This window comes from Arthrobacter sp. FW306-05-C, from assembly GCF_021801725.1.
Taxonomy (GTDB): Bacteria; Actinomycetota; Actinomycetes; order Actinomycetales; family Micrococcaceae; genus Arthrobacter.
This window is the reverse complement of the sequence record NZ_CP084556.1, coordinates 4,003,023-4,022,399: the sequence shown is the minus strand read 5'-3', so window position 1 is coordinate 4,022,399 and position 19,377 is coordinate 4,003,023. Positions and strand designations below refer to the sequence as shown.

17 protein-coding genes, 1 pseudogene and 2 riboswitches are annotated in these 19,377 nt (G+C 66.7%); of the genes and pseudogenes, 8 read left to right on the top strand and 10 right to left on the bottom strand.

The genetic code is table 11. The features are described from left to right. Positions 1–14: 14 nt before the first annotated feature. Genes LFT44_RS18710 through LFT44_RS18700 form a run of 3 tightly spaced genes read right to left on the bottom strand, consistent with a single transcriptional unit; the run spans position 15 to position 2,472 of the window. Positions 15–293, bottom strand: a complete 279-nt coding sequence (locus tag LFT44_RS18710; RefSeq protein ID WP_236799948.1) for a CDGSH iron-sulfur domain-containing protein — start codon at positions 291–293, stop codon at positions 15–17. After that, positions 290–1,366 carry a glycosyltransferase gene (locus LFT44_RS18705; RefSeq protein WP_236799947.1) on the bottom strand — a complete coding sequence of 359 codons (1,077 nt, stop codon included), beginning with the start codon at positions 1,364–1,366 and terminating at the stop codon, positions 290–292. Before LFT44_RS18705 ends, LFT44_RS18710 begins: the two co-directional genes overlap by 4 nt. Positions 1,367–1,416: 50 nt before the next feature. Further along, positions 1,417–2,472, bottom strand: coding sequence for an iron-containing redox enzyme family protein (locus LFT44_RS18700; RefSeq protein ID WP_236799946.1), 1,056 nt, complete (start codon positions 2,470–2,472; stop codon positions 1,417–1,419). A gap of 280 nt (positions 2,473–2,752) precedes the next feature. Further along, positions 2,753–2,893, top strand: a riboswitch (TPP riboswitch). Positions 2,894–2,959: 66 nt separating this feature from the next. On the opposite strand from LFT44_RS18700, the gene LFT44_RS18695 reads away from it, so the two are divergent. The 5 genes from LFT44_RS18695 to LFT44_RS18675 all read left to right on the top strand — a co-directional run bounded on the left by LFT44_RS18695 (position 2,960) and on the right by LFT44_RS18675 (position 8,875). Continuing rightward, a complete protein-coding gene (locus LFT44_RS18695; protein ID WP_236799945.1) occupies positions 2,960–3,583 on the top strand; it encodes an ECF transporter S component in 624 nt (207 codons plus the stop codon). Beyond that, positions 3,583–5,130, top strand: coding sequence for an ABC transporter ATP-binding protein (locus tag LFT44_RS18690; RefSeq protein WP_236799943.1), 1,548 nt, complete (start codon positions 3,583–3,585; stop codon positions 5,128–5,130). Before LFT44_RS18695 ends, LFT44_RS18690 begins: the two co-directional genes overlap by 1 nt. After that, positions 5,127–5,927: an energy-coupling factor transporter transmembrane component T family protein gene (locus LFT44_RS18685; protein ID WP_236799941.1), complete on the top strand. Its 801-nt coding sequence runs from the start codon at positions 5,127–5,129 to the stop codon at positions 5,925–5,927. The genes LFT44_RS18690 and LFT44_RS18685 overlap by 4 nt, the downstream gene beginning before the upstream one ends. A 129-nt stretch (positions 5,928–6,056) precedes the next feature. Further along, entirely contained in the window at positions 6,057–7,580 is a 1,524-nt protein-coding gene (locus tag LFT44_RS18680; protein ID WP_236799940.1) for a UDP-N-acetylglucosamine 1-carboxyvinyltransferase, read from the top strand. 68 nt (positions 7,581–7,648) lie between these two features. Continuing rightward, on the top strand, positions 7,649–8,875 hold the full coding sequence (locus tag LFT44_RS18675) for a glutamate--cysteine ligase 2 (RefSeq protein ID WP_236799939.1): 1,227 nt from the start codon (positions 7,649–7,651) through the stop codon (positions 8,873–8,875). A 110-nt stretch (positions 8,876–8,985) separates the two neighbouring features. Here LFT44_RS18675 and LFT44_RS18670 read toward each other — a convergent pair whose 3' ends face one another. The 3 genes from LFT44_RS18670 to LFT44_RS18660 are packed head-to-tail and all read right to left on the bottom strand — an operon-like array spanning position 8,986 to position 10,877. Next, positions 8,986–10,194 (bottom strand): O-succinylhomoserine sulfhydrylase, encoded by a 1,209-nt coding sequence (locus tag LFT44_RS18670; protein WP_236799938.1) that lies wholly within the window; start codon positions 10,192–10,194, stop codon positions 8,986–8,988. Next, positions 10,195–10,605: a rhodanese-like domain-containing protein gene (locus tag LFT44_RS18665; protein ID WP_236799937.1), complete on the bottom strand. Its 411-nt coding sequence runs from the start codon at positions 10,603–10,605 to the stop codon at positions 10,195–10,197. After that, on the bottom strand, positions 10,602–10,877 hold the full coding sequence (locus LFT44_RS18660) for a DUF1737 domain-containing protein (RefSeq protein ID WP_236799936.1): 276 nt from the start codon (positions 10,875–10,877) through the stop codon (positions 10,602–10,604). The genes LFT44_RS18665 and LFT44_RS18660 overlap by 4 nt, the downstream gene beginning before the upstream one ends. Before the next feature lie 13 nt (positions 10,878–10,890). Further along, positions 10,891–11,006: riboswitch (SAM riboswitch) on the bottom strand. Positions 11,007–11,187: 181 nt separating this feature from the next. Between LFT44_RS18660 and opgC the strand changes: the two are divergent. Continuing rightward, positions 11,188–13,646, top strand: a pseudogene (gene opgC / locus LFT44_RS18655) (OpgC domain-containing protein). A 126-nt stretch (positions 13,647–13,772) separates the two neighbouring features. Here the strand turns inward: opgC and LFT44_RS18650 are convergent. Next, positions 13,773–14,027, bottom strand: a complete 255-nt coding sequence (locus LFT44_RS18650) for a hypothetical protein (RefSeq protein ID WP_236799935.1) — start codon at positions 14,025–14,027, stop codon at positions 13,773–13,775. A 227-nt stretch (positions 14,028–14,254) separates the two neighbouring features. Between LFT44_RS18650 and LFT44_RS18645 the strand changes: the two genes are divergently transcribed. Beyond that, positions 14,255–14,959, top strand: coding sequence for a TetR/AcrR family transcriptional regulator C-terminal domain-containing protein (locus LFT44_RS18645; RefSeq protein WP_236799934.1), 705 nt, complete (start codon positions 14,255–14,257; stop codon positions 14,957–14,959). Between the two features lie 17 nt (positions 14,960–14,976). On the opposite strand, the gene LFT44_RS18640 is transcribed toward LFT44_RS18645, so the two are convergent. Both LFT44_RS18640 and LFT44_RS18635 read right to left on the bottom strand, forming a co-directional pair. Continuing rightward, a complete protein-coding gene (locus LFT44_RS18640) occupies positions 14,977–15,441 on the bottom strand; it encodes a pyridoxamine 5'-phosphate oxidase family protein (protein ID WP_236799933.1) in 465 nt (154 codons plus the stop codon). Between the two features lie 60 nt (positions 15,442–15,501). Next, positions 15,502–16,431: an aminodeoxychorismate lyase gene (locus LFT44_RS18635; RefSeq protein ID WP_236799932.1), complete on the bottom strand. Its 930-nt coding sequence runs from the start codon at positions 16,429–16,431 to the stop codon at positions 15,502–15,504. Between the two features lie 93 nt (positions 16,432–16,524). Between LFT44_RS18635 and cls the strand changes: the two genes are divergently transcribed. Continuing rightward, entirely contained in the window at positions 16,525–18,000 is a 1,476-nt protein-coding gene (cls, locus tag LFT44_RS18630; RefSeq protein WP_442863757.1) for a cardiolipin synthase, read from the top strand. A gap of 18 nt (positions 18,001–18,018) precedes the next feature. Here the strand turns inward: cls and LFT44_RS18625 are convergent, their stop codons facing one another. Further along, positions 18,019–19,293 (bottom strand): multidrug effflux MFS transporter, encoded by a 1,275-nt coding sequence (locus LFT44_RS18625; RefSeq protein ID WP_236799931.1) that lies wholly within the window; start codon positions 19,291–19,293, stop codon positions 18,019–18,021. Between the last annotated feature and the right edge of the window lie 84 nt (positions 19,294–19,377).

The window sequence follows — 19,377 nt, the reverse complement described above, 5'->3', positions numbered from 1 at the left end:
GCTTGCTGGACTGGCTAAGCAGCCGGGGGCTCTGTGCGGAACTTGATCAGCTTGTGCGTGCCGTCGCAGTACGGCTTGATGGCGGAGGCCCCGCACCGGCACAGGGCCACCGTCTTCCGGTCCCGCGGTACGGCACCGCCGGACGGGGTGACGAGCTCAAACTCACCGCGGACAATCAGGGGCCCGTCCGGGCAGACCACGATGGAGCTCGCGGCCGGGTCCTGCTCCGCATTTGCCCGCTCCACATTCACCTGTTCCAGGTCGGCTCCTGTTCCATGCTGTTCACGATTCATGCCTGCACCGCATCCATCCTTGTTGTTCCTGGTGTGCCCGGGACGCGTTTGTCCGGGACCCCTCTGCCCGGGACGCCCTGCAGCCTGCCCCCGTGGCGCCGCCGGAGCTCCGCCTCGGAGTGCGCCGCCGTCCTGATCCTGCTGCCCGCGTAGGGAACGCCGCCCCTCGACCTGAACCCGAGGGCCAGCCACACGCAGGTGGCCCGCTCAAGTGCCCACAGCGGAGCGAACCAGGCTGCCGAGGCGGGGAAGACGGCGGTACCGTTGTGCCGCCGTCGTCCAATCTCTGCAGCGGTGGTGATCGCCACGGCGAGCCCGCACAGGGTGGTTGCCCGCCCTTTGCCCGGAAGGAACAGCGCGGCTGCGGCTGCCGGGAACAGGGCAAGCTCGGCGGCCAGCCGCCGAGGCTGGGCGAAGCCGTCGTACGCCTGGCGCACCCGCTGGCGCAGGAAATGCCGCACGGTGGGCGGCCTGCGGGCCACGAACAGGTCCGCAAGTGTCCGCTCGCTCCCGCCTGCGGCCTTGATGGTCCTAATGAGTTCGAGGTTTTCGAACAGGACGCCGGCATAGCCGCCGGTGGCCAGCAGCGCGTCGCGGCGCACCCCCAGCGTTCCCGGGTAGTCGGCCGACCAAGCGCGGTTGAGCAGGGTCCGGGCCGTGTCCCAGCGGGCGTGCCATGGGAGGGGGGTGAAGTAGTTCTGCGGGCGTACCACGTGAGCGGATTCCAGGTGATGGACGACGGCGGCGAGGGCCTCGCGCGTATAGCGGACGTCGTCGTCCGCTACGACAAGGAACGGCGCACCCGGGGTGCGCACGCCGGTCATGACGCCTGCCACCTTGCCGTTACTGGCCTGCCCGTGAAGGGCAATGCTGTCCGGCGGGGTGTCCGGCCGGATGTGGCGGACCGCTGCGGGAAACGTGGCACGGTGCCGGTCGAAGAGGTCGGGGTCTGAGCCGTCCACCACGGTGACCGGGATCCAGCCCACCAGTTGGCGGAGGTAACCGGCCAACTCTGCCAGGCCCGAGTCCTCCGTCCAGCGCAGGGGAAGGATGTACTCCGCATCGGGGACCAAACGGGGACGCCCTTCCCTTGCCCCGGGAGTGACTGTCGCGGGCGCGGCTGTCACGCTGCCGCCGGCACGGCCGCCCGGAGCGATGTCTGCCCGGCTTCCCAGGACGACATCAGGTGCGCGGTAAGGCGGGTGTCGATGGCCATGACCGCCGTCGCCCCGAACAGGACATCGGCAAGCAGTTGCGGTTCGGCTTCCACCAGGCCGCCGGCGAGGTCCCGTCCCGCAATCTGTTCGTGCACGGCGTCGGCCTCCACGTGCTCGTCAAAGTAGTGCGTGATGTCAGGGCCGAAGCCGTGCCGGCGGAATCCGTTGCCGTAGAAGCGGTTGGGCTGCGAGGAGGTCATTTCGTAGATGGCGAGGTGCCCGGTGATGGCACCGCGGAGCCGGCGGTTCAGGCCGCAGAGCGACATGAGGTTGACGGAAGCCAGGGAGATTGCCGGGACCGTGTCCACGTAGGCGCCGTAGCTGTCATCCAGGCCCAGGCCTCGCATGGTCCGGGCGAACAGCGCGCTGTGCATCCGCTCAGGCCGGCCGCCGCCGTATTCGTCCGCCTGGATTTCCACCAGGGCCGCCTTCGGCCTGCCGCTGAGCCGCGGAATGGCCCAGGTGTGCGGGTCGGCTTCCTTCAGCTGGTACATGGATTTGTGGACCAGGAACTCCTTGAGCTGGTCCAGGGTGGCTTTCCGGGCCACGTAGCGGGACAGGCTGGGGCCGGTGTCCGTGGCGGCCAGGCCGAAGAGGACGTCGGCAACGGCGTCACTGGTCATGGCAATTCCGTCGGGCAGTTCGAAGTTTCCTGCCGCCTCCTTGGCGGCAGCGCGCAGTGCCGCTTCGAAGGGTTCCTCGATCAGCCGCCGGACCCTGATCAGCGCAGGCTCCCACTCCCAGCTGTCTGAAACGCCGTCCAGTCCGGAGTAATGGAGTTCGTAAAGGCAGAATAGTGCGAGTTGGATGTCCTCGTCGGCAATGATGTCGCCGGTTCCGGCCAGCTGCCGCACCATCAGGGAGTACAGCCCATCCAGGCCTGGCCCCGCGGCGTCCGGAGCCTGCGCCAGGACTTTGAACAGTGCGCTGCTGACGGGGCCTCTGGTTTCCGGGATTCTCATGGTGCTCCTTGGTCTGCCGCGCTGCTGACGGGAACGAACGCGGGGCCGACCATGGTGAGTCCCATGTGCCCGTACTCCTCGAAACCCGGGAGACAACATAGTAAGCATGATTACTAATAAAAGCTAAGCGCGCTTATTTCCATGCCTCGCGCCACCACGCACGGCCGGTCACATCCTGTCCGGTTGGCGCCCGCAGCCCTCAATCCAGCGCCGTTCGGTGTAAACTGGACCACGCCCGGATGGGCAAATCAAAAGCCTTACCCAAACCAAAAAGCAACACTAAAAACGACAGGGGAGCGCCGCCGTCGGGCATCCTGGCTAAAGCCGGGCACCGCAGGTGGGCGCTGAGAGTGCGGACAGCCGCAGACCCTCGAACCTGATCCGGTTAGTACCGGCGCAAGGGAGTCGAGTTCTCAAAGTGTCGCGGCTGCACGGCAACGGGCCGTCAGCCGGTCCACTTTCCCCTCCTGTTTCCCAGGAGGATCACATGAGCACTGCAGCAATCAAGAAGACCACCAGCAGGTCCTGGCGCGTCGTGGACATCGTGGTGGCCGCGCTGGTGGCCATCGCCGGCGGCGTCATCTTCTGGGCATGGGACCAAGGCGCGGCAGCACTGTCCGCCCCCATGAACGCGGCCTACCCGCCGCTCACCGGTCTGCTGGCCGGCGGATGGATGATTCCGGGCGTGCTGGGCATGCTCATCATCCGCAAGCCGGGCGCGGCGCTGTTCTGCGAGACCGTGGCCGCCACCGGAGAGCTGCTTATGGGCTCGCAGTACGGCGCCTCGGTCCTGTTCTCGGGGTTAATCCAGGGCCTGGGTGCGGAGATCATCTTCATCATCTTCGCCTACCGCAAGTTCAACCTGCCCGTCTCCCTGCTGGCAGGCGCCGCGGCCGGCTTCTTCTGCGGCCTGAATGACTCGTTCGCGCCGTGGGGCTGGAACATCGCCTACTCAGGTGCGGACAAGTTCGCCTACATCGTCCTCGCCACGATATCCGGCGCCGTCCTGGCCGGAGGCCTGTCCTGGCTCGCCACCCGCGGCCTGGCCCGCACCGGCGTATTGAGCTCCTTCGCGTCCCGCAGGGCTGCCACGGAGCCAGTCTTCTCCTGATGGCACCCTCCCAGGGCGCAGCCGGCGCCGTCCGCCCCGCGGCGGTCACTGCCCGCGGCTGGGGCTGGCGGCATGCCGGCAGGGCCAGGCCCGCCGTCCATGCCCTTGACCTGGACATCAGCCCCGGCGAGCGGGTGCTGCTGCTGGGCCCCTCGGGCGCCGGAAAGTCGACGCTCCTGCATGCGCTGGCCGGCGTACTGGGAGACATTGACGACGACGGCGAGGCGGGCGACGCCGACGAGTCGGGTTCGCTGCTGGTTGACGGCGCTGTGCCCCGCTCCCAGCGCGGCCGCGCCGGCCTGATGCAGCAGGACCCGGAGACGCAGGTGGTCCTGTCGCGGGTGGGGGACGATGTCGCGTTCGGAGCCGAGAACCTTGCCGTGCCGCGTGACGCCATCTGGGCGCGCGTGCACGAGGCGCTTGCCGACGTCGGACTGTCCCACCTCCCGCTGGACCACCCGACGTCGGCCCTGTCCGGCGGGCAAAAGCAGCGCCTGGCGCTGGCGGGGATCCTGGCCATGCGCCCGGGGCTGATCCTGCTGGATGAGCCCACCGCCAACCTGGACCCGGACGGGGTGCTGGAAGTCCGCGACGCCGTGGCGCGCTGCCTGGACAAGACCGGGGCCACCCTGGTGGTGGTGGAGCACCGGGTGTCGGTGTGGAAGGACCTGGTGGACCGGATCGTGGTCCTGCAGCCGGGCTCCGCCTCCGAGCCCGCCGTGCTGTTGGACGGGCCGCCGGACCGGGTACTCAGTGAGGCGCGCACCATGCTCGCCGCGGCGGGGGTGTGGGTTCCAGGCTACGTCCCGGCCACCCGTGCCCGGGCTGCGGTGCAGGCGCCGGGAACGGGGAATCTCCTGCTGGCGGCCGAACAGCTGGGTGTTTCCCGCGAACGACCCCGTCGCAAGGGCTTCCGGAAGATCCCGCCCGTCCCCGTCCAGGAAGGCGTGGCCGCGCAGGTCCGCGCCGGGCAAGCCCTGGCCATCACCGGTCCCAACGGCGCCGGCAAGTCGACCTTCGCGCTGACCCTTGCCGGCCTCCTGGAACCGGTCTCCGGGAAAGTCTCCGCCACCCTGGACCTCAGCCGGGGTGCGGGCATCGACCCGTTCCGGTGGAAGGCCGAGCAATTGATTTCCCGCGTAGGGACGGTGTTCCAGGAGCCTGAGCACCAGTTCGTGACCGGCAAAGTGCTGGATGAGCTGCGCTTTGGCCCCCGGCACCTGGGCCATGGCGAGGACCGGGTTGACGAGCTGCTGGAGCGGCTGCGGCTCACCCAGCTGGTGGATGCGAACCCGTACACGCTCTCCGGCGGTGAAAAGCGGCGGCTGTCCGTGGCCACCGTCCTTGCCGCCAGCCCCCGGGTCCTGGTCCTTGACGAGCCCACCTTCGGGCAGGATGCCAACACCTGGGCCGAGTTGGCCTCGTTCCTGTCCGAGCTGCTTGATGCCGGAACGGCGGTGGTTTCGGTGACCCATGATGCCGAATTCACCGAGGCGCTGGGCGGCGAGGAGCTGCGGATGGTGGCTGCGGAAACGGTGGCGCCATGAGGCAGCAACTCACCCTCAGCGGCAACCGGGCCGTGCTCACCCGCGCCAACCCGCTCAGCAAATTCGCGGCGGTCCTGCTCATCACCGCCGTCCTTGCCCTGTCCATCGACTGGGTCTCGGCATCCGTGGCGTTGGTCTTCGAGCTTCTGCTCTTTCCCCTGGCCGGGCTCACCCTGTCCCTGCTGTGGCAGCGGGGCTGGCCGCTGATCCTCGCGGCCGCCATAGGCGGTTGGAGCACGTCCATCCTGGCGCCGGACAGCGGCAGGATCCTGCTCGACGCCGGCATCTGGACCATGAGCGAAGGTTCCCTTCAGCTGGGGATCGGCTTCCTCCTGCGCGGCTTTGCCATCGCCCTTCCGGCGGTGCTCCTGATGAGCTGCACCGATCCCACGGACCTCGCCGATGCGCTGGCGCAGAAAGCGCGCCTGCCGCACCGGTTTGTCCTGGGAACCCTCGCCGCAATGCGGCTGGTGGGGCTCATGGCCGAGGAATGGCAGACCATCGGCATGGCGCGGCGTGCCCGCGGCGTGGGTTCACGCGGCAGCCTGGGCCAGCGGGTGAAGGCCACGCTGGGGCAAAGCTTCGGGCTCCTGGTGCAGGCCATTCGGCGCGCGTCGAGGCTGGCCGTCACCATGGAAGCGCGGGGCTTTGGCGGTGCCACGCGGACCTGGGCGCGGGAATCAACCTTCAGCGTGCTGGATCTCGGAGTAGTGGCCGGCGGCGTCGTGGTGGCTGGGCTTGCCCTTTTTGCGGCTGTTACCGCCGGTACCTGGAACATGGTGTGGTTGGGAAGCTAAGTCCCGGGCCCGAGTGTTACCTAGGCTTCCCTATCGCACGTGATGGGTACAGCCTTTCCGTATCCCCCAAACGGGCTCTTGGGTAGGTGCTGGGCAGGCTGGATAACTCATTTATGATATATTCGGCGTATGACGCAAGAGACCGCTGAACACGTTGCCGCCATGCTCAGGGACGCCCGGAGCGAGAAGGGGTGGACCCAGGGCCAGTTGGCTGCCGAACTAGGCACCAGCCAGAGCGCCGTGGCCCGGATGGAACAGGGCAAGCAGAACCTGAGCCTGAAAATGATCCAGCGCCTGGAAAACATCTTCGACCGCAGCATCGTCAACGTGGGCAAGCCGCAGATGACCCACCTGCGGGTAGAGGGCGGCCGCACCCTTTCCGGTGCAGTGGACGTGAACAGCAGCAAGAACGCCGGCGTCGCCCTGCTCTGCGCCAGCCTGATCAACCGCGGCACCACCGTGCTCCGCCGGCTGGCCCGCATCGAGGAAGTTAACCGCATTGTCGAGGTGCTCACCAGCATCGGCGTGGAATGCACCTGGCTTAACGACACGGACCTGCGCCTCCGCCGTCCCGCCGTCCTGGACCTCGAAGCGATGGACGTGGACGCGGCACGCAGGACCCGCAGCGTCATCATGCTGCTCGGCCCCATGCTGGATGAATCGCGGGAGTACCGGCTGCCCTACGCCGGCGGCTGCGACCTTGGCACCCGCACGGTGGAGCCCCACATGCAGGCACTGCGCGAGTTCGGCCTCTCGGTGGAAGCCACGGCCGGTTTCTACACCGTCCAGGCACCTCCTGCCGACACCCGCGACCGTTCCTTCGTCCTCACCGAGCGCGGCGACACCGTCACCGAGAATGCGATCATGGCGGCGGCGCACCGGCCGGGAACAACCGTGATCCGCAATGCCAGCCCCAACTACATGGTCCAGGACCTCTGCTTCTACCTACAGATGCTGGGCGTCACCATTGAGGGCGTGGGCACCACCACCCTGAAGATCACCGGCCAGCCCGAGATCGACGCCGAGATCGAATACTTCCCCTCCGAAGACCCCATCGAAGCCATGAGCCTCATCACGGCCGGCATCGTCACCAACTCGGAGGTCACGGTGCGCCGCGTTCCCATTGAGTTCATGGAAATCGAGCTGGCCACCCTGGGCCAAATGGGCCAGAAGCTTGAGATTTCGGGCGAGTACATGGCCCGCAACGGCCGCACCCGCTTGGTGGACGTCACCACCAAACCCTCCGAGCTGCGCGCCCCCGAGGACAAGATCCACCCCATGCCCTTCCCCGGGCTGAACATCGACAACCTGCCGTTCTTCGCCGTCATCGCCGCGAACGCCCATGGCCAGACCATGATCCACGACTGGGTCTACGAAAACCGGGCGATCTACCTCACCGAGCTGAACCGGCTCGGCGCCCAGGTACAGCTCCTGGACCCGCACCGGATCTACGTCAACGGGCCCACCAAGTGGCGTGCCGCCGAGGTTGGCTGCCCGCCAGCACTCCGCCCGGCGGCCTGCCTGCTGCTGGCGATGCTGGCAGCACGCGGCGTGTCCGAACTGCGGAACATCTACGTGATCGAGCGCGGATACGAAGACCTGGCGGAGCGTTTGAACACTATCGGTGCCAAGGTGGAGTACTTCCAGGACTAGGCATTCACGGTTTGTCATGAACCGCGTGTGACAGTTCCAATATCCCTGCGTTGCCGCAAAATGTTCGTATGCGTACGTTCGGCGTAGAGGAAGAACTCCTGATCGTTGATCCGGAGTCCGGGGAACCGCTTGCGCTGGCTGACGCCCTCCTTGCCGGCCACCGCGTTGCGGCGGACGATCTTCCCGTGGAACCGGACACGCATCACGCCGGGAACCACGGGGATTACGACGACGAGATGGGCCTGAGTGCCGAGCTGAAGCTTGAGCAGATCGAGACCCAGACCCGGCCATGCGTGGATTACGGCAGCCTCCTGGAACAGATCCGCGCCGGCCGTGCCCTGGCGGACCAGGCGGCCCGGAAACACGGTGCCAGGGTGGCGGCCCTTGCCACCTCGCCGGTGGCATCCCCCAGCCATACCACCCCGGATCCGCGCTACGCCAGGATGCTGGAACGCTTCGGCCTCACTGCACAGGAGCAGCTGACCTGCGGCTTCCACGTCCACACCTACATCGCATCGCCGGAGGAAGGCGTGGCGGTCCTGGACCGCATCCGGGACAAGCTGGCGGTCCTGACGGCGCTGAGCGCCAATTCACCCTTCTGGAACGGGGTGCCCACCGGGTTCGAAAGCTACCGGACCCAGGCCTGGAACCGGTGGCCGACGGCAGGGCCGGCAGGCATCTACGGCACCTACCCCGCCTACCGGAGGGTGGTGACGCGGCTGCTGGATACCGGGGTCATGTTGGACGAGGGGATGCTGTACTTTGATGCCCGCCTGTCCCGCAACCACCCCACCGTTGAGGTGAGGGTGGCGGATGTATGCCTGCGGGCCGAGGACGCAGCCCTTATTGCCGTGCTGGTCCGGGCGCTGGTGGAATCTGCCAGCAGGGAGTGGCGGGACGACGTTGATCCCACACCCGTTCCCACAGTTCTTTTGCGAATGGCCTCCTGGCAGGCCAGCAGCGAGGGGCTTAGCGGCGAGCTCCTGGATTTTGGCAACTTCCGTCCCGCCCCCGCCGCGGATGTGGCCCGTGCCCTGGTGGATTACCTGGCCCCCGTCCTGCAGGAGCAAGGCGAGCTGGCGTTGGCCCGGCAGGGTGTGGAGGAGATCATCGCCCGCGGAACAGGGGCCGCCGAACAACGCCGCGCCCGGGACAAAGCCCTTGCCGGTCCGCCGCCTGAGGACATGGGGTTTGGCGCCGTGGTGCGCCAGGGCGTGCAGGTGACCATGCGCGGAGCGCTGGATCTCGGAGACGTGGAGGACACACCGGAACTGCTGCGGGTCCGCCAGGCCTGACCCGCCGCGGCGCGGAGTTTCCTCTTCGACGCCGTGCTTCCTTCCCGCGGCCCACATTCGGGCCGCGCCAGGGAATATGCGCCGCGGGAACACCGCAGCGCGTCGAAAACTTAGATCTGCTTGAGCGCCTGCTCCAGGTCGCGGATGAGGTCGTCCGCATCCTCCAGTCCCACGGAGAGGCGGACCACGCCGTCGCTCAGGCCAATGGCCGCTCGTCCTTCCGGGCCCATGGCGCGGTGCGTGGTGGTGGCGGGATGCGTGATCAGTGACTTGGAATCGCCCAGGTTGTTGGAGATGTCGATGATCCGCAGCCCGTCCAGCAGGGCGAAGGCGGCTTCCTTGCCGGAGCGTCCGCCCGACGGGGCAAGCTCCAGGGTCAGGACGGTGCCGCCTGCGCTCATCTGCTTCGCCGCCAGCCCGTACTGCGGGTGCGATTTCAGCAGCGGATACTTCACCCAGCTCACGGCCGGCTGCTCCTCCAGCCACTCGGCAAGCCGGAGGGCCGTGGCGGAGGAGTGGTTGACGCGCAGCCCCATGGTTTCCAGGCCCTTGGTCAGGACCCAGGCGTTGAACGGGGACAGGGCGGGGCCGGTGTGGCGCATCAGCTGCTTTACGGGGCCGTCAATGAACTCCTTGGTGCCCAGGATGGCGCCGCCCATCACCCGGCCCTGGCCATCGATGTGCTTGGTGCCGGAGTAGACGATGACGTCCGCGCCCAGGTCACCGCAGCGCTGCAGCAGGGGAGTGGCAAAGACGTTGTCCGCCACCACGGTGGCCCCGGCCGCGTGCGCCAGGTCGCTGACCGCGGCGATGTCCACGATTTCCTGCATGGGATTGGATGGGGATTCGAAGAAGACAGCCGTGGTGGGCTTGGAGAGCGCTTCGCGCCACTGGTCCAGGTCCGGGCCGTCCACGAACACGGTCTCCACGCCCCACCGGGGCAGGATCTCGTTCAGGACCACGAAGCAGGAACCGAACAGCGAGCGGGCGGCCACTACACGGTCGCCGGCTGCCAGCAGGGCGCCCAGGGCGGTGAACACCGCGGACATGCCCGACGCCGTCGCGAAGCACGCTTCGGTGCCTTCGAGCAGCCGGAGCCGTTCCTGGAACGTGGCCACGGACGGGTTGCCGTAGCGGGAGTAGACAAAGCGCTCGTCTTCGCCGGTGAAGGCGCGTTCAGCAGCGGCTGCGGATTCGTAGACGAAGCCGGAGTTGAGGAAGATGGCCTCGGACGTTTCCTGGAAGTTGCTGCGGTCCAGCCCGCCGCGGACGGCCTGGGTGTCGGGGTTCCAGCTGGGGGCGTCGTGGTTGAAGCTCACTTAGTTCTTTCCGAGGTTGGTGGGCAGGCCGCGGTTTTTCCAGCCATTGACGGTCCGCTCGCCGAAGCGGTCGGGATCGCCCTCGAAGCCCTCGAGGACGCTGTAGGCGGTGAAACCCGCCTGGGTGGCGGCGGTGGCAGCGGCGACGGAGCGCTTGCCGGAGCGGCACAGGAACACCAGTTCCGTGCCCGGGTCCTCCGGCGCCTGGTCCGTCAGATCCTTGATGAAGTCTGGGTTGGGGATGCCGCCGGGGAAGGTCCACTGGATGAAGAGTGGGTCGTTGTCCGTGGCCTTGGTGTCCGGGATGCCGATGTGGGCCCATTCGCCCTCGGTACGGACGTCCACCAGGACGGCGCCCTGCTCCAGCTTGGCCCAGGCTTCCTGCGGCGTCAGGTCTCCGGCGTAGCTCATGCGTGGCCCTCGCCATCAAACTCGCCGTCGAACTCGCCCTCAAGCTCGTCAACGGCCGTTGCAACGGCGGCGTTTGCCGAGGCGATCGCGGCCGGAAGGACGATGGCCTGCGCCACGATGACGGTGGTGCCATTGAAGGTTGCTGCGGGGCTGCCGTGCAGCACGTAACCGTCCGCGAGTGCAGCGGAGATCCGCTCGCAGAACTCACGGTTGTCCGCGCCGGTAATCAGGCGGTAGGACAGTCTTTCCTCAGAGGCGGGTGCGTCGGACACGACGGATCTCCTTCTTTCACGCTTGCAGCTCGAATCGGTCGATATGCCGAGTATTCACCTGAGGCACCCCGCCGCGAAAGGGAGGGTTGCCGACCGGCCAGTCAGGGCTTCACACCGGTACTCATTACTCCCCAAAAACGTAACACCTGCGCTCCCAGGCCGCACCGCCGCCGTCGTCATGTTCCGTAATTCACCGGACGGCCAGGCGATACGCACGGGCCGGCCGCCGGATAAAGTTCTTACCGGGGGCACCACCCCGTCGCCTAAGCAACGGGCAGCAGAGCAAAGAGTACCGGGGGTCCTTGTCAGCATGCGGGCAATCACATCGCATCACCGCGCCACCAGCCACGTAAACCGTCCGCGCTCTGTGGCTGCCTTTCTAGCGGCCATCGTCATCGCCTTCCTGGCCGTGCTGGCGCCGGCAGGTCCGGCGCAGGCTGCACCCGACAGCGGCAAGCCGTGGCTGGGTGCGGTGCTCGAGTGGGGCGAGGATACCGCTGCAGGCTTCAGTGACCGGCTGGGCGCCACCCCTGCTGTCTTCGGCCACGACATCACCCTTCCGTTCCGTGATTCCGAACGGAACGACGTCGACGGCTTCCTGCAGCAGGCCGCAGCCAAAGGTGCCCACGCCCTGCTTACGGTCAAGCCCTCGGTGCCGCTGGACCAGCTCGGCACTGCAGAAGCCGAAGCCTTTGCGCAGCAGGTGCACACTCTCACATCCGGGTTCAAGAGCCAGCTGCTGATCCGGTTCGCCCCTGACATGAACACAAGCTGGGTGGGTTGGGGCCAGCAGTCCGCCGAGTACCGCCAGGCTTTCCAGGAGGTGTCCAGGGCATTCAAGAAGTACGACGGCGGCCGGGCCACCATGGTGTGGGCGCCTTACCTGGGCAAGGACTACCCTTTGACCGGAGCCGGAATGCGCCGCAGCCAGGAAGCGAGGGGTTCGCGCTCCTGGACACCAACGGGGACGGCACCTGGAACGGAAGCGACAACGCCTACGCACCGTACTACCCGGGCGACGACGCCGTGGACTGGGTGGGCCTGGCCGCCTACCACGACGACACCGCAGGCGGGGCCGCCGTCAACACCTTGCCGCGGGCCGGCGAGCTTGAGGAGATGCTGACAGCCTCCGGAAGCGAAAACTTCTACGCCACCTACTCGGAGGGGCGCAGGAAGCCTTTCCTCCTCCAGACCGCGGCGTTCTACAGCCCTTCAACCGGCGGCGCGCCCGAAGCCGGCATCAAAACCGGCTGGTGGGACCAGGTGGCGGGAACTGCCACCTCCCTGGAGTTCGCACGCACGGCTGCCGTCGTATGGGACGAACGCACCAGCACCAGGGACACCGGCGTGGCGAGCATCAGCTGGCTGCTCACCGGAAACCCGGACATTGCCAAGGCTGCGGTGGACAGGCTGAAGGCCTCCCCGATGGTGACCGGCCCTGTCACCGATCAGGCACCCACCGGCACTTATGTCCGCGCCAACACCCTGTCCGGGCCTGCTGCCTGGACTGTTGCCGCCGCCATGGTCATCCTCCTGGTGGCCCTGTGGCAGGTTCCGCGCAGGATCAATGCAGCCACAGCCTGGAGCTACCAGGATCCTTCCACCAGGGACTCGCGCGTTGACCTGCTGCGCGGAATGGCCATCGTCTTCGTGGTGGTCAACCACCTGGGCATGGCCTCGCTTTTCCAGTTGCTCACGCAGGAAGCCGTGGGCTTCGTGTCAGGCGCAGAGCTGTTCGTCCTCTTCTCCGGACTGGTGGTGGGCATGGTGTACGGGCCCAAGGCCAAGGAGGACTTCGGCCGGGTTGTGGACCTCACGTCACGCCGCGCAGGCAAGCTCTACCTGACGGCGCTCGCCGTGCTGATCGGGGTCTTCCTGCTGTCCCTGCTCCCGTTCTTCCACGCCGAGGCGCTCACAACCTTCGTGGACCAGGGAACCGGCGGCGCCGGGCACAACGGTGCCGGCCGGACCTACGACCTCTATGCGGGCATGTCGTCCTTGTTCCAGTTCCCCGTGCCGCCCCAGGTGCTTCCGGCCATCGTGCTGCTGCAGTTTGGGCCCTGGCAATTCAACGTCATGGGCCTCTACGTGGTGCTCTTACTGGTCAGCCCGCTCATCCTGGCCGCATTGAACCGCGGAAAGGCCGTCTGGGTGCTGGCCGCGACCCTTGCAGTGTATGCAGTTGGTGCCGTGACCAGGTTCCGGGTCCTGCCGTCGCAGTTCGAGGACTCCTTCCCCCTGCTGGTGTGGCAGGTGCTGTTCGTGCTGGGCCTGGTTGCCGGCTATCACCGCCGTGCCGTCGTTGCCTGGCTGTCGAGGCATACGTGGGTGGTGGTTGCCTGCACCGCGGCGGCGTTCGCGCTGGCCTTCCTGTCCTGGGGGAATCCCTACCTGGCGAACAACTACGACGTCCGCCTGGCGCTCATGCCGGACGGCGTATACCGCGCCATGTATGACGCACTCTTCGGCCGCACGTACCTGGCTCCAGGCCGCCTGCTTAATGTCATGGTCCTGGTGGTGGCGGCCTACGCATTCCTCAGCGCTTACTGGAAGCCGGTGCAGCGGGCGCTGGGCTGGTTCCTGATTCCACTGGGCCGGGCCACGCTGTACGTGTTCATCATGCATGTGCTGCTGATCGCCGTCGTAGCCAATATTCCGGCGCTGCAGCAGCAGAGTATCTTCCTCAACACCGCGGCCTATGCCGTGGTCCTGGGACTGCTGTGGGTGATGGTGCGCACCAGGTTCCTCTTCCGGATCATCCCTACCTAGCCCAGGCGGGGACGCGCTCCTCAACCTTGGCCGCGGCTGCTTCAGGGCACGAAAAATGCCGTGGCACCGGAGTGCCACAGCATGTGTTCATGCGCCCAAGGGGTGCCCCAAGGCGGGCCGGGGAAGCTAGACAAGCCCCGGATAGCTGGTGAGGATGTAGTCGGCCGCAGCTGGACCCTTCATGCGGAGTCCGTTGTGCCCGGGGTTGATCCTGTGCTTCATGGCTGACCAAAAAGTGGATTCGCTGCCGAGCGGCTGCTGATTGATCACGCACCAGCTGGTGTACAGCCCGTAGAGGCGGTCGCGGTTCAGGCTGGAATCGGATACATGATCGGAATAGGTTGCTTCGTGGAGGAACAGATCGAACTGCGAGTTAGCCATGACGGCTCCCTTCGCTAAGTGCTCGGCGCTGCCGTGTGGCTACAACAGCAAACCGCGATCCCCTGCACGGGGGCGATCGGGGTATATAGTCCATCCCCGGCTGAGACTGAGGGGACGAACAGCGCTCTCACCGCTTGTCTACACTGTAGACTTTACCCGTAGACTACAAGTGAGGCAACCGTCTTGAATAACTCCGGGACCACCGCCGGCGGGGCGAGGACCAATCCATGACTTCCACTGCAGCTTCCGGGCCTCGTTCGCCCAAAACCCGGCTGAGCCGGGACATTGTGCTAACCAAGGCCCTGGAACTCGTTGACGCCGAAGGCCTGGAGGCCCTGACCATGCGCCGGCTGGGGCAAGAGCTCGGCAGGGACCCCATGAGCCTTTACCGGTACGCGGAAAACCGGGCAGCCCTGCTGGACGGGGTCTCGGAACTGGTGCTCAATCAGCTCAGAATCCATCCCGAGGACCCGGACTGGAAGGCCCAACTGCGGGGAATCGCCCACAACCTGCGGACGCTGGCGCTTCAGCATCCCAACGTAGTGCCCCTGTTGGTAACGCGGCCCCTGTCCACGCCGCTGGGACTACGGCCCCTGGGTACGCTGCGGCCGCTCGAGCAGATCCTGTCCCTGCTGGTGGCCGCGGGGTTCCAGCCGGCGGATGCGCTGCACGTCTACCGCGCCTACTACGGCTTTCTCTACGGACACATCCTCAACGAACTGCAGGAATACGTCGTTGACCCGGAAGAAAACGAGGTGCTGCTGCGGCTGGGGCTCCACCGCCTGCCCGCCAAGGAGTTTCCCAGGCTGCGTGCCCTTGCGCCGGCCCTTGCAGAATACGACGGCGGCGCGGAGCTTGAGCAAGGACTCACCATCCTGCTTTCCGGGCTGGAAGCACAGCTTTCCGGAAAGGGTCCAACTTCCCACGCCTGACAAGGCGCCGCCGGCCGCTACTCGAACGACGCGCGGCGCCGGTCCTGCAGCCGGGTGTTCCAGACATCCGGCCGGTTCACCTGGAACCTGCGGCCCGTTAACGCTTTGGCGTTCAGCCTGACATAGTTGGCCTTCTCTCCGGGCTGCCACGGCTCCAGGCCAAGTCCGTCCACTGCATCCCGGACGGCCTGGTCCTCGATGATTTCCGTGTCGCCCCGAACCACTACGCTCCAGGCCTGTTCCGTCGAGGGGTCGTAGCCGTCAATTTCCAGCGCCGCCGGCCGCTCCATCCTGGCGCCCCAGAGTTTTGAGCCCGGAGCGGTGCGGAAGACGATGCTGCGCAGGTGCACAACGTAGTTCACGGGGAAGATTTCCGGATGCCCGTCCACCACGATGGCCAGCCTGCCCACCGTGTCATTCTCAAGCAGTTCCCAGCAGTCGTCGAAGGACAGGTTTTCGATCGGCAGGTTTCGCGAGTCCATGGTCCACACCTTACGGGTGATGCGGGTGCGGGAAAAGGGATTAAGCGCCTGTTGCAGGGCCTAGTGGATGCCGGCGAAAAGTCCGCTCAACTCGGCGGTCAGCTCCTTCTGGACGGACGGGCTGCCGATCTGCTTGCCGTCGATCGTGTTCACAGGGGCAAGAAGGCGGACGCTCGAGATCAGCCAGACCGCATCCGCGTCCAGGAGGTCCTGCGGCTCCAGCGGGCCGTAACCCAGCTCCCAGCCTGCCGCCTTGGCGGCAGAGAAAAGCGCGCCCTGGGAGGTTCCCGGGAGGATGCCGCTGTCCAGCTGGGGTGTGATGAGGCGCTTCACCGGCGTGCCGTCGTCGGACTTTCCCACATGCGCCAGCAGCACCGTGGACGTGGGGCCTTCCAGGACGCGGCCGTCGGAGGACAGGAAGATGACGTCGTCCGCGCCCTGCTTATGCGCGTAGCGGAGCGCGGCCATATTGACGGCGTAGGAAAGCGTCTTGGCGCCCAGAAGCAGCCAGGGCGCCCGTTCGGCCACGTCACTGTCGTAGCCGCGGTCAAGGAGGATGACGTCAATACCTGTTTCACGCTGCCGGCGGCCGGCAGCCCCCGCGGGCGATGCCTGCACCCAGGCTGTAGGAGCGGGGGCACCCTCCACGCCGCGGGTCACCACAAGCTTGACCACCAGTTCATCGGCAGCAGGATCGGCGGGCGGGTACTCTGACCGGTGCCGCGCCACGGCAGCGGCAATGGCGCGGCGCCACGCATCCTGGTCCGGGATGTCCAGGTCCAGTGCCGCGGCGGAGCCTGCCATCCGGTCCAGGTGGGCCTGCATTTTCCGCACTGACCCGCCCACCGCCAGCATGGTTTCGAAGACGCCGTCGCCCCTGGTAACCCCAAGATCCGTGACCAGCAGCTGGGGTTTGGACGCATCGGCCACCCTGCCGTCAGGAAATGCGGGATCGAGGAAAAGGAGAACCACTGGGGCTGGAGAGGTCATGGCACCAGCTTAGTGCGGCACCGCGGATAAGCTGGGCAGAGTGCCCCGGCCGGAAGCCGTCCTCCGGAGCCCAATCTCCCGGGAGTTATAGACGTGTTGTGGCCTTTTTCGCTTGCCGGCACCGCGCCGACGTGGGTGGTGGTGCTTCTTGGCTTTGTAGACCTGGCCATCCGGGTCCTGGCCCTGGGCATCATTCCCGGCAACAGACGCCCCACCACGGCCATGGCCTGGCTGCTGGGGATCTTCTTCATTCCCTTCGTGGGCATCGTCCTGTTCCTGCTGTTCGGCAATTTCCAGCTGTCCAGCCGGCGCCGCGCGCAGCAGCAGCTGGTCAACGAGCGGGTGCGGGCCGGCATCACGTCGCTCTCCGACGTCGAAAGCGACTACCCCGGCCCCGAGTGGGTCAAGTCCGCTGCTGAGCTGAACCGCACGCTGGGTTCGCTGCCCATGGTGGACGGCAACACCGTGGACCTCATCCCCGGCTACCCGGACTCCATCCTGGAGATGACTAAGGCGGTGCGGAAGGCGAAGAAGTTCGTCAATGCCGAGTTCTACATCATGAGCTCGGACCACGTCACCAACGATCTCCTCACCGCCTTGGAGGAAGCCGCCGAGCGCGGCGTCGAAGTCCGTCTCCTCTTCGACCACATTGGCACGCTGCGTATCAAGGGCTACAAGAAGCTGCTGAAGCGCCTCAAAGCGGGCAAGATCCAGTGGAAGCGGATGCTGCCGCTCCTGCCCATCCACGGCCAGTGGCGCCGCCCGGACCTCCGCAACCACCGCAAGATCATGGTGGTGGACGGCGAAATCGCGTTCACTGGGTCACAGAACCTGATCGAGCCCTCCTACAACAACCCCCGCCACCGCAAGGCGGGCCGCGAATGGGTGGAGCTGATGGCGTGCCTGCGCGGACCGATCGTCACCACCCTGAACGTCGTGTTCGCCACCGACTGGCTGAGCGAAACCGACGATTCGCTGGAACACCAGCTGCAGCTTCCCTCCGACCCCCATCCCGGTGGCATCACTGCCCAGGTGGTGCCCAGCGGCCCCGGGTTCATCACCGAGAACAACCTGCGCCTGTTCAATACCCTGATCTACTCGGCGCAGCACCGGATATCCATCTGCAGCCCCTACTTCGTTCCGGACGATTCCCTGCTGTACGCCATCACCACGGCGGCCCAGCGCGGCGTTGACGTGGAGCTGTTCGTGTCCGAGAAGGGCGACCAGTTCCTGGTCCACCACGCCCAGCGGTCCTACTATGAGGCCCTCCTGGAAGCCGGCGTGCGCATCTACCTGTACAAGGCCCCGTTCGTGCTGCACGCAAAGCACTTCACCATCGACGACGAGGTGGCCGTCCTGGGCTCCAGCAACATGGACATGCGGTCCTTCTCGCTGAACCTTGAGGTGTCCGTGATGCTCCTGGGCGAGGACATCGTGAACAAGATGCGGGCGGTGGAGGACACCTACCGGGACATCTCCCACGAGCTTAAGCTTGCGGACTGGGTCAAGCGGCCGCTCGCGGCGCGGTATGTGGACAACGTGGCCCGGCTGACGGCCACCGTCCAGTAAAGGCGCTGTGCTGCAAAGCTAGTCGTCGGCACTGACGCGCTCGCCGTCGTCGAGCCCTGCGTTTTCTGCCCAGCCGCCCTTCCGGAACGCGGGAGTTCCCACGGCAAGCACCGCGACCGCCAGGGCGCAGCTGCCGATCATGACAATGACCATCGACAGCGAATTTCCGCCCAGGACCCCCACCAGGGGGCTGACCAGTCCGGCCACCCCGGACTGCAGGGCACCGATCACCGCTGCCGCCGTTCCCGCCATGTGGCCGTAATTGTGCAGGGCAAGGACGGAGGCGTTCGCCGGGACCATGCCCTGCATCGACAGCACCAGCCAGAGTCCGGCTATCACCCCGAACGCTCCGCCGGCGCCGGTGGCCACCACCAGGAGCAGCAGCAGGGCAAGGACCAGCTGGACCACGAGCGCGGTGCGCAGGAGGCGGACCGGCGGGAATTTGCGGACCAGGGCAGCGTTGAGCTGGGCCGAGAGGACGAGCGCGGCGCCGTTGAGGGCGAAGACGAGGGCGAACTGTTGGGCGGTGAGGCCGTATTCGTTCTGGAAGACGAAGGGCGATCCCACCACGTAGCTCATGATCAGGGCCAGCCCCAGCCCGGGAATGACGGCCAGCGCCATGAAATGCCTGTCCCGCAGCAGCTCCCAGTAGGCCCTGGCCACGTGCTTGGGGTGGCCGGGGCTGCGACGGTCCTCCGGCAACGTCTCCGGCATGAACTTCAGCACGATTGCCACCAGGACCACCCCGATGAGCGCCAGCGCGTAGAAGACGGCACGCCAATTCCAGATCCCGGCGATCGCCTGTCCCACGGTGGGCGCGAGCAGCGGTGCCACGCCGATGACAAGCATCAGCCGGGACAGCAGCCGGGCGGCGGCAGAGCCAACGAAGCGGTCGCGGATCACGGCGAGTGCCACCACGGCAGCGGCCGCGTTGAAGAAGCCCTGCAGCACGCGCAGCCCTGTCAGTGTTTCGATGTTCGGCGTGATGGAGCACAGCAGCGAGATGGCCACGTGCAGGGAAATGCCGATGATGAGCGGCAGCCTTCGCCCGAACCGGTCCGAGAACGGGCCGATCACCAGCTGGCCAAAGCCTGCCCCGACGAGGGTCCCGGACAATGTCAGCTGGGCCGCGGTCTGGGTGGTGTGCAGATCGGCTTCCACTGCGGGCAGCGAGGGCAGGTACATGTCCGTGGTGAGGGCCGGAAGCGCGGCCAGGGCGCCAAGCATGAGGACGTATTTGAAGCTGCGCGGTGCATGCGTCCCGGGGGTGCGGGGATGGGAGGAGTCCGTCACGCGGTAAACCTAACTCGTGGAAGCGCCTTGGAGTCCGCCGCCTGGCTTGAGCGGTTCAGCTGACGCTCTGAGGCCCTACCCCCT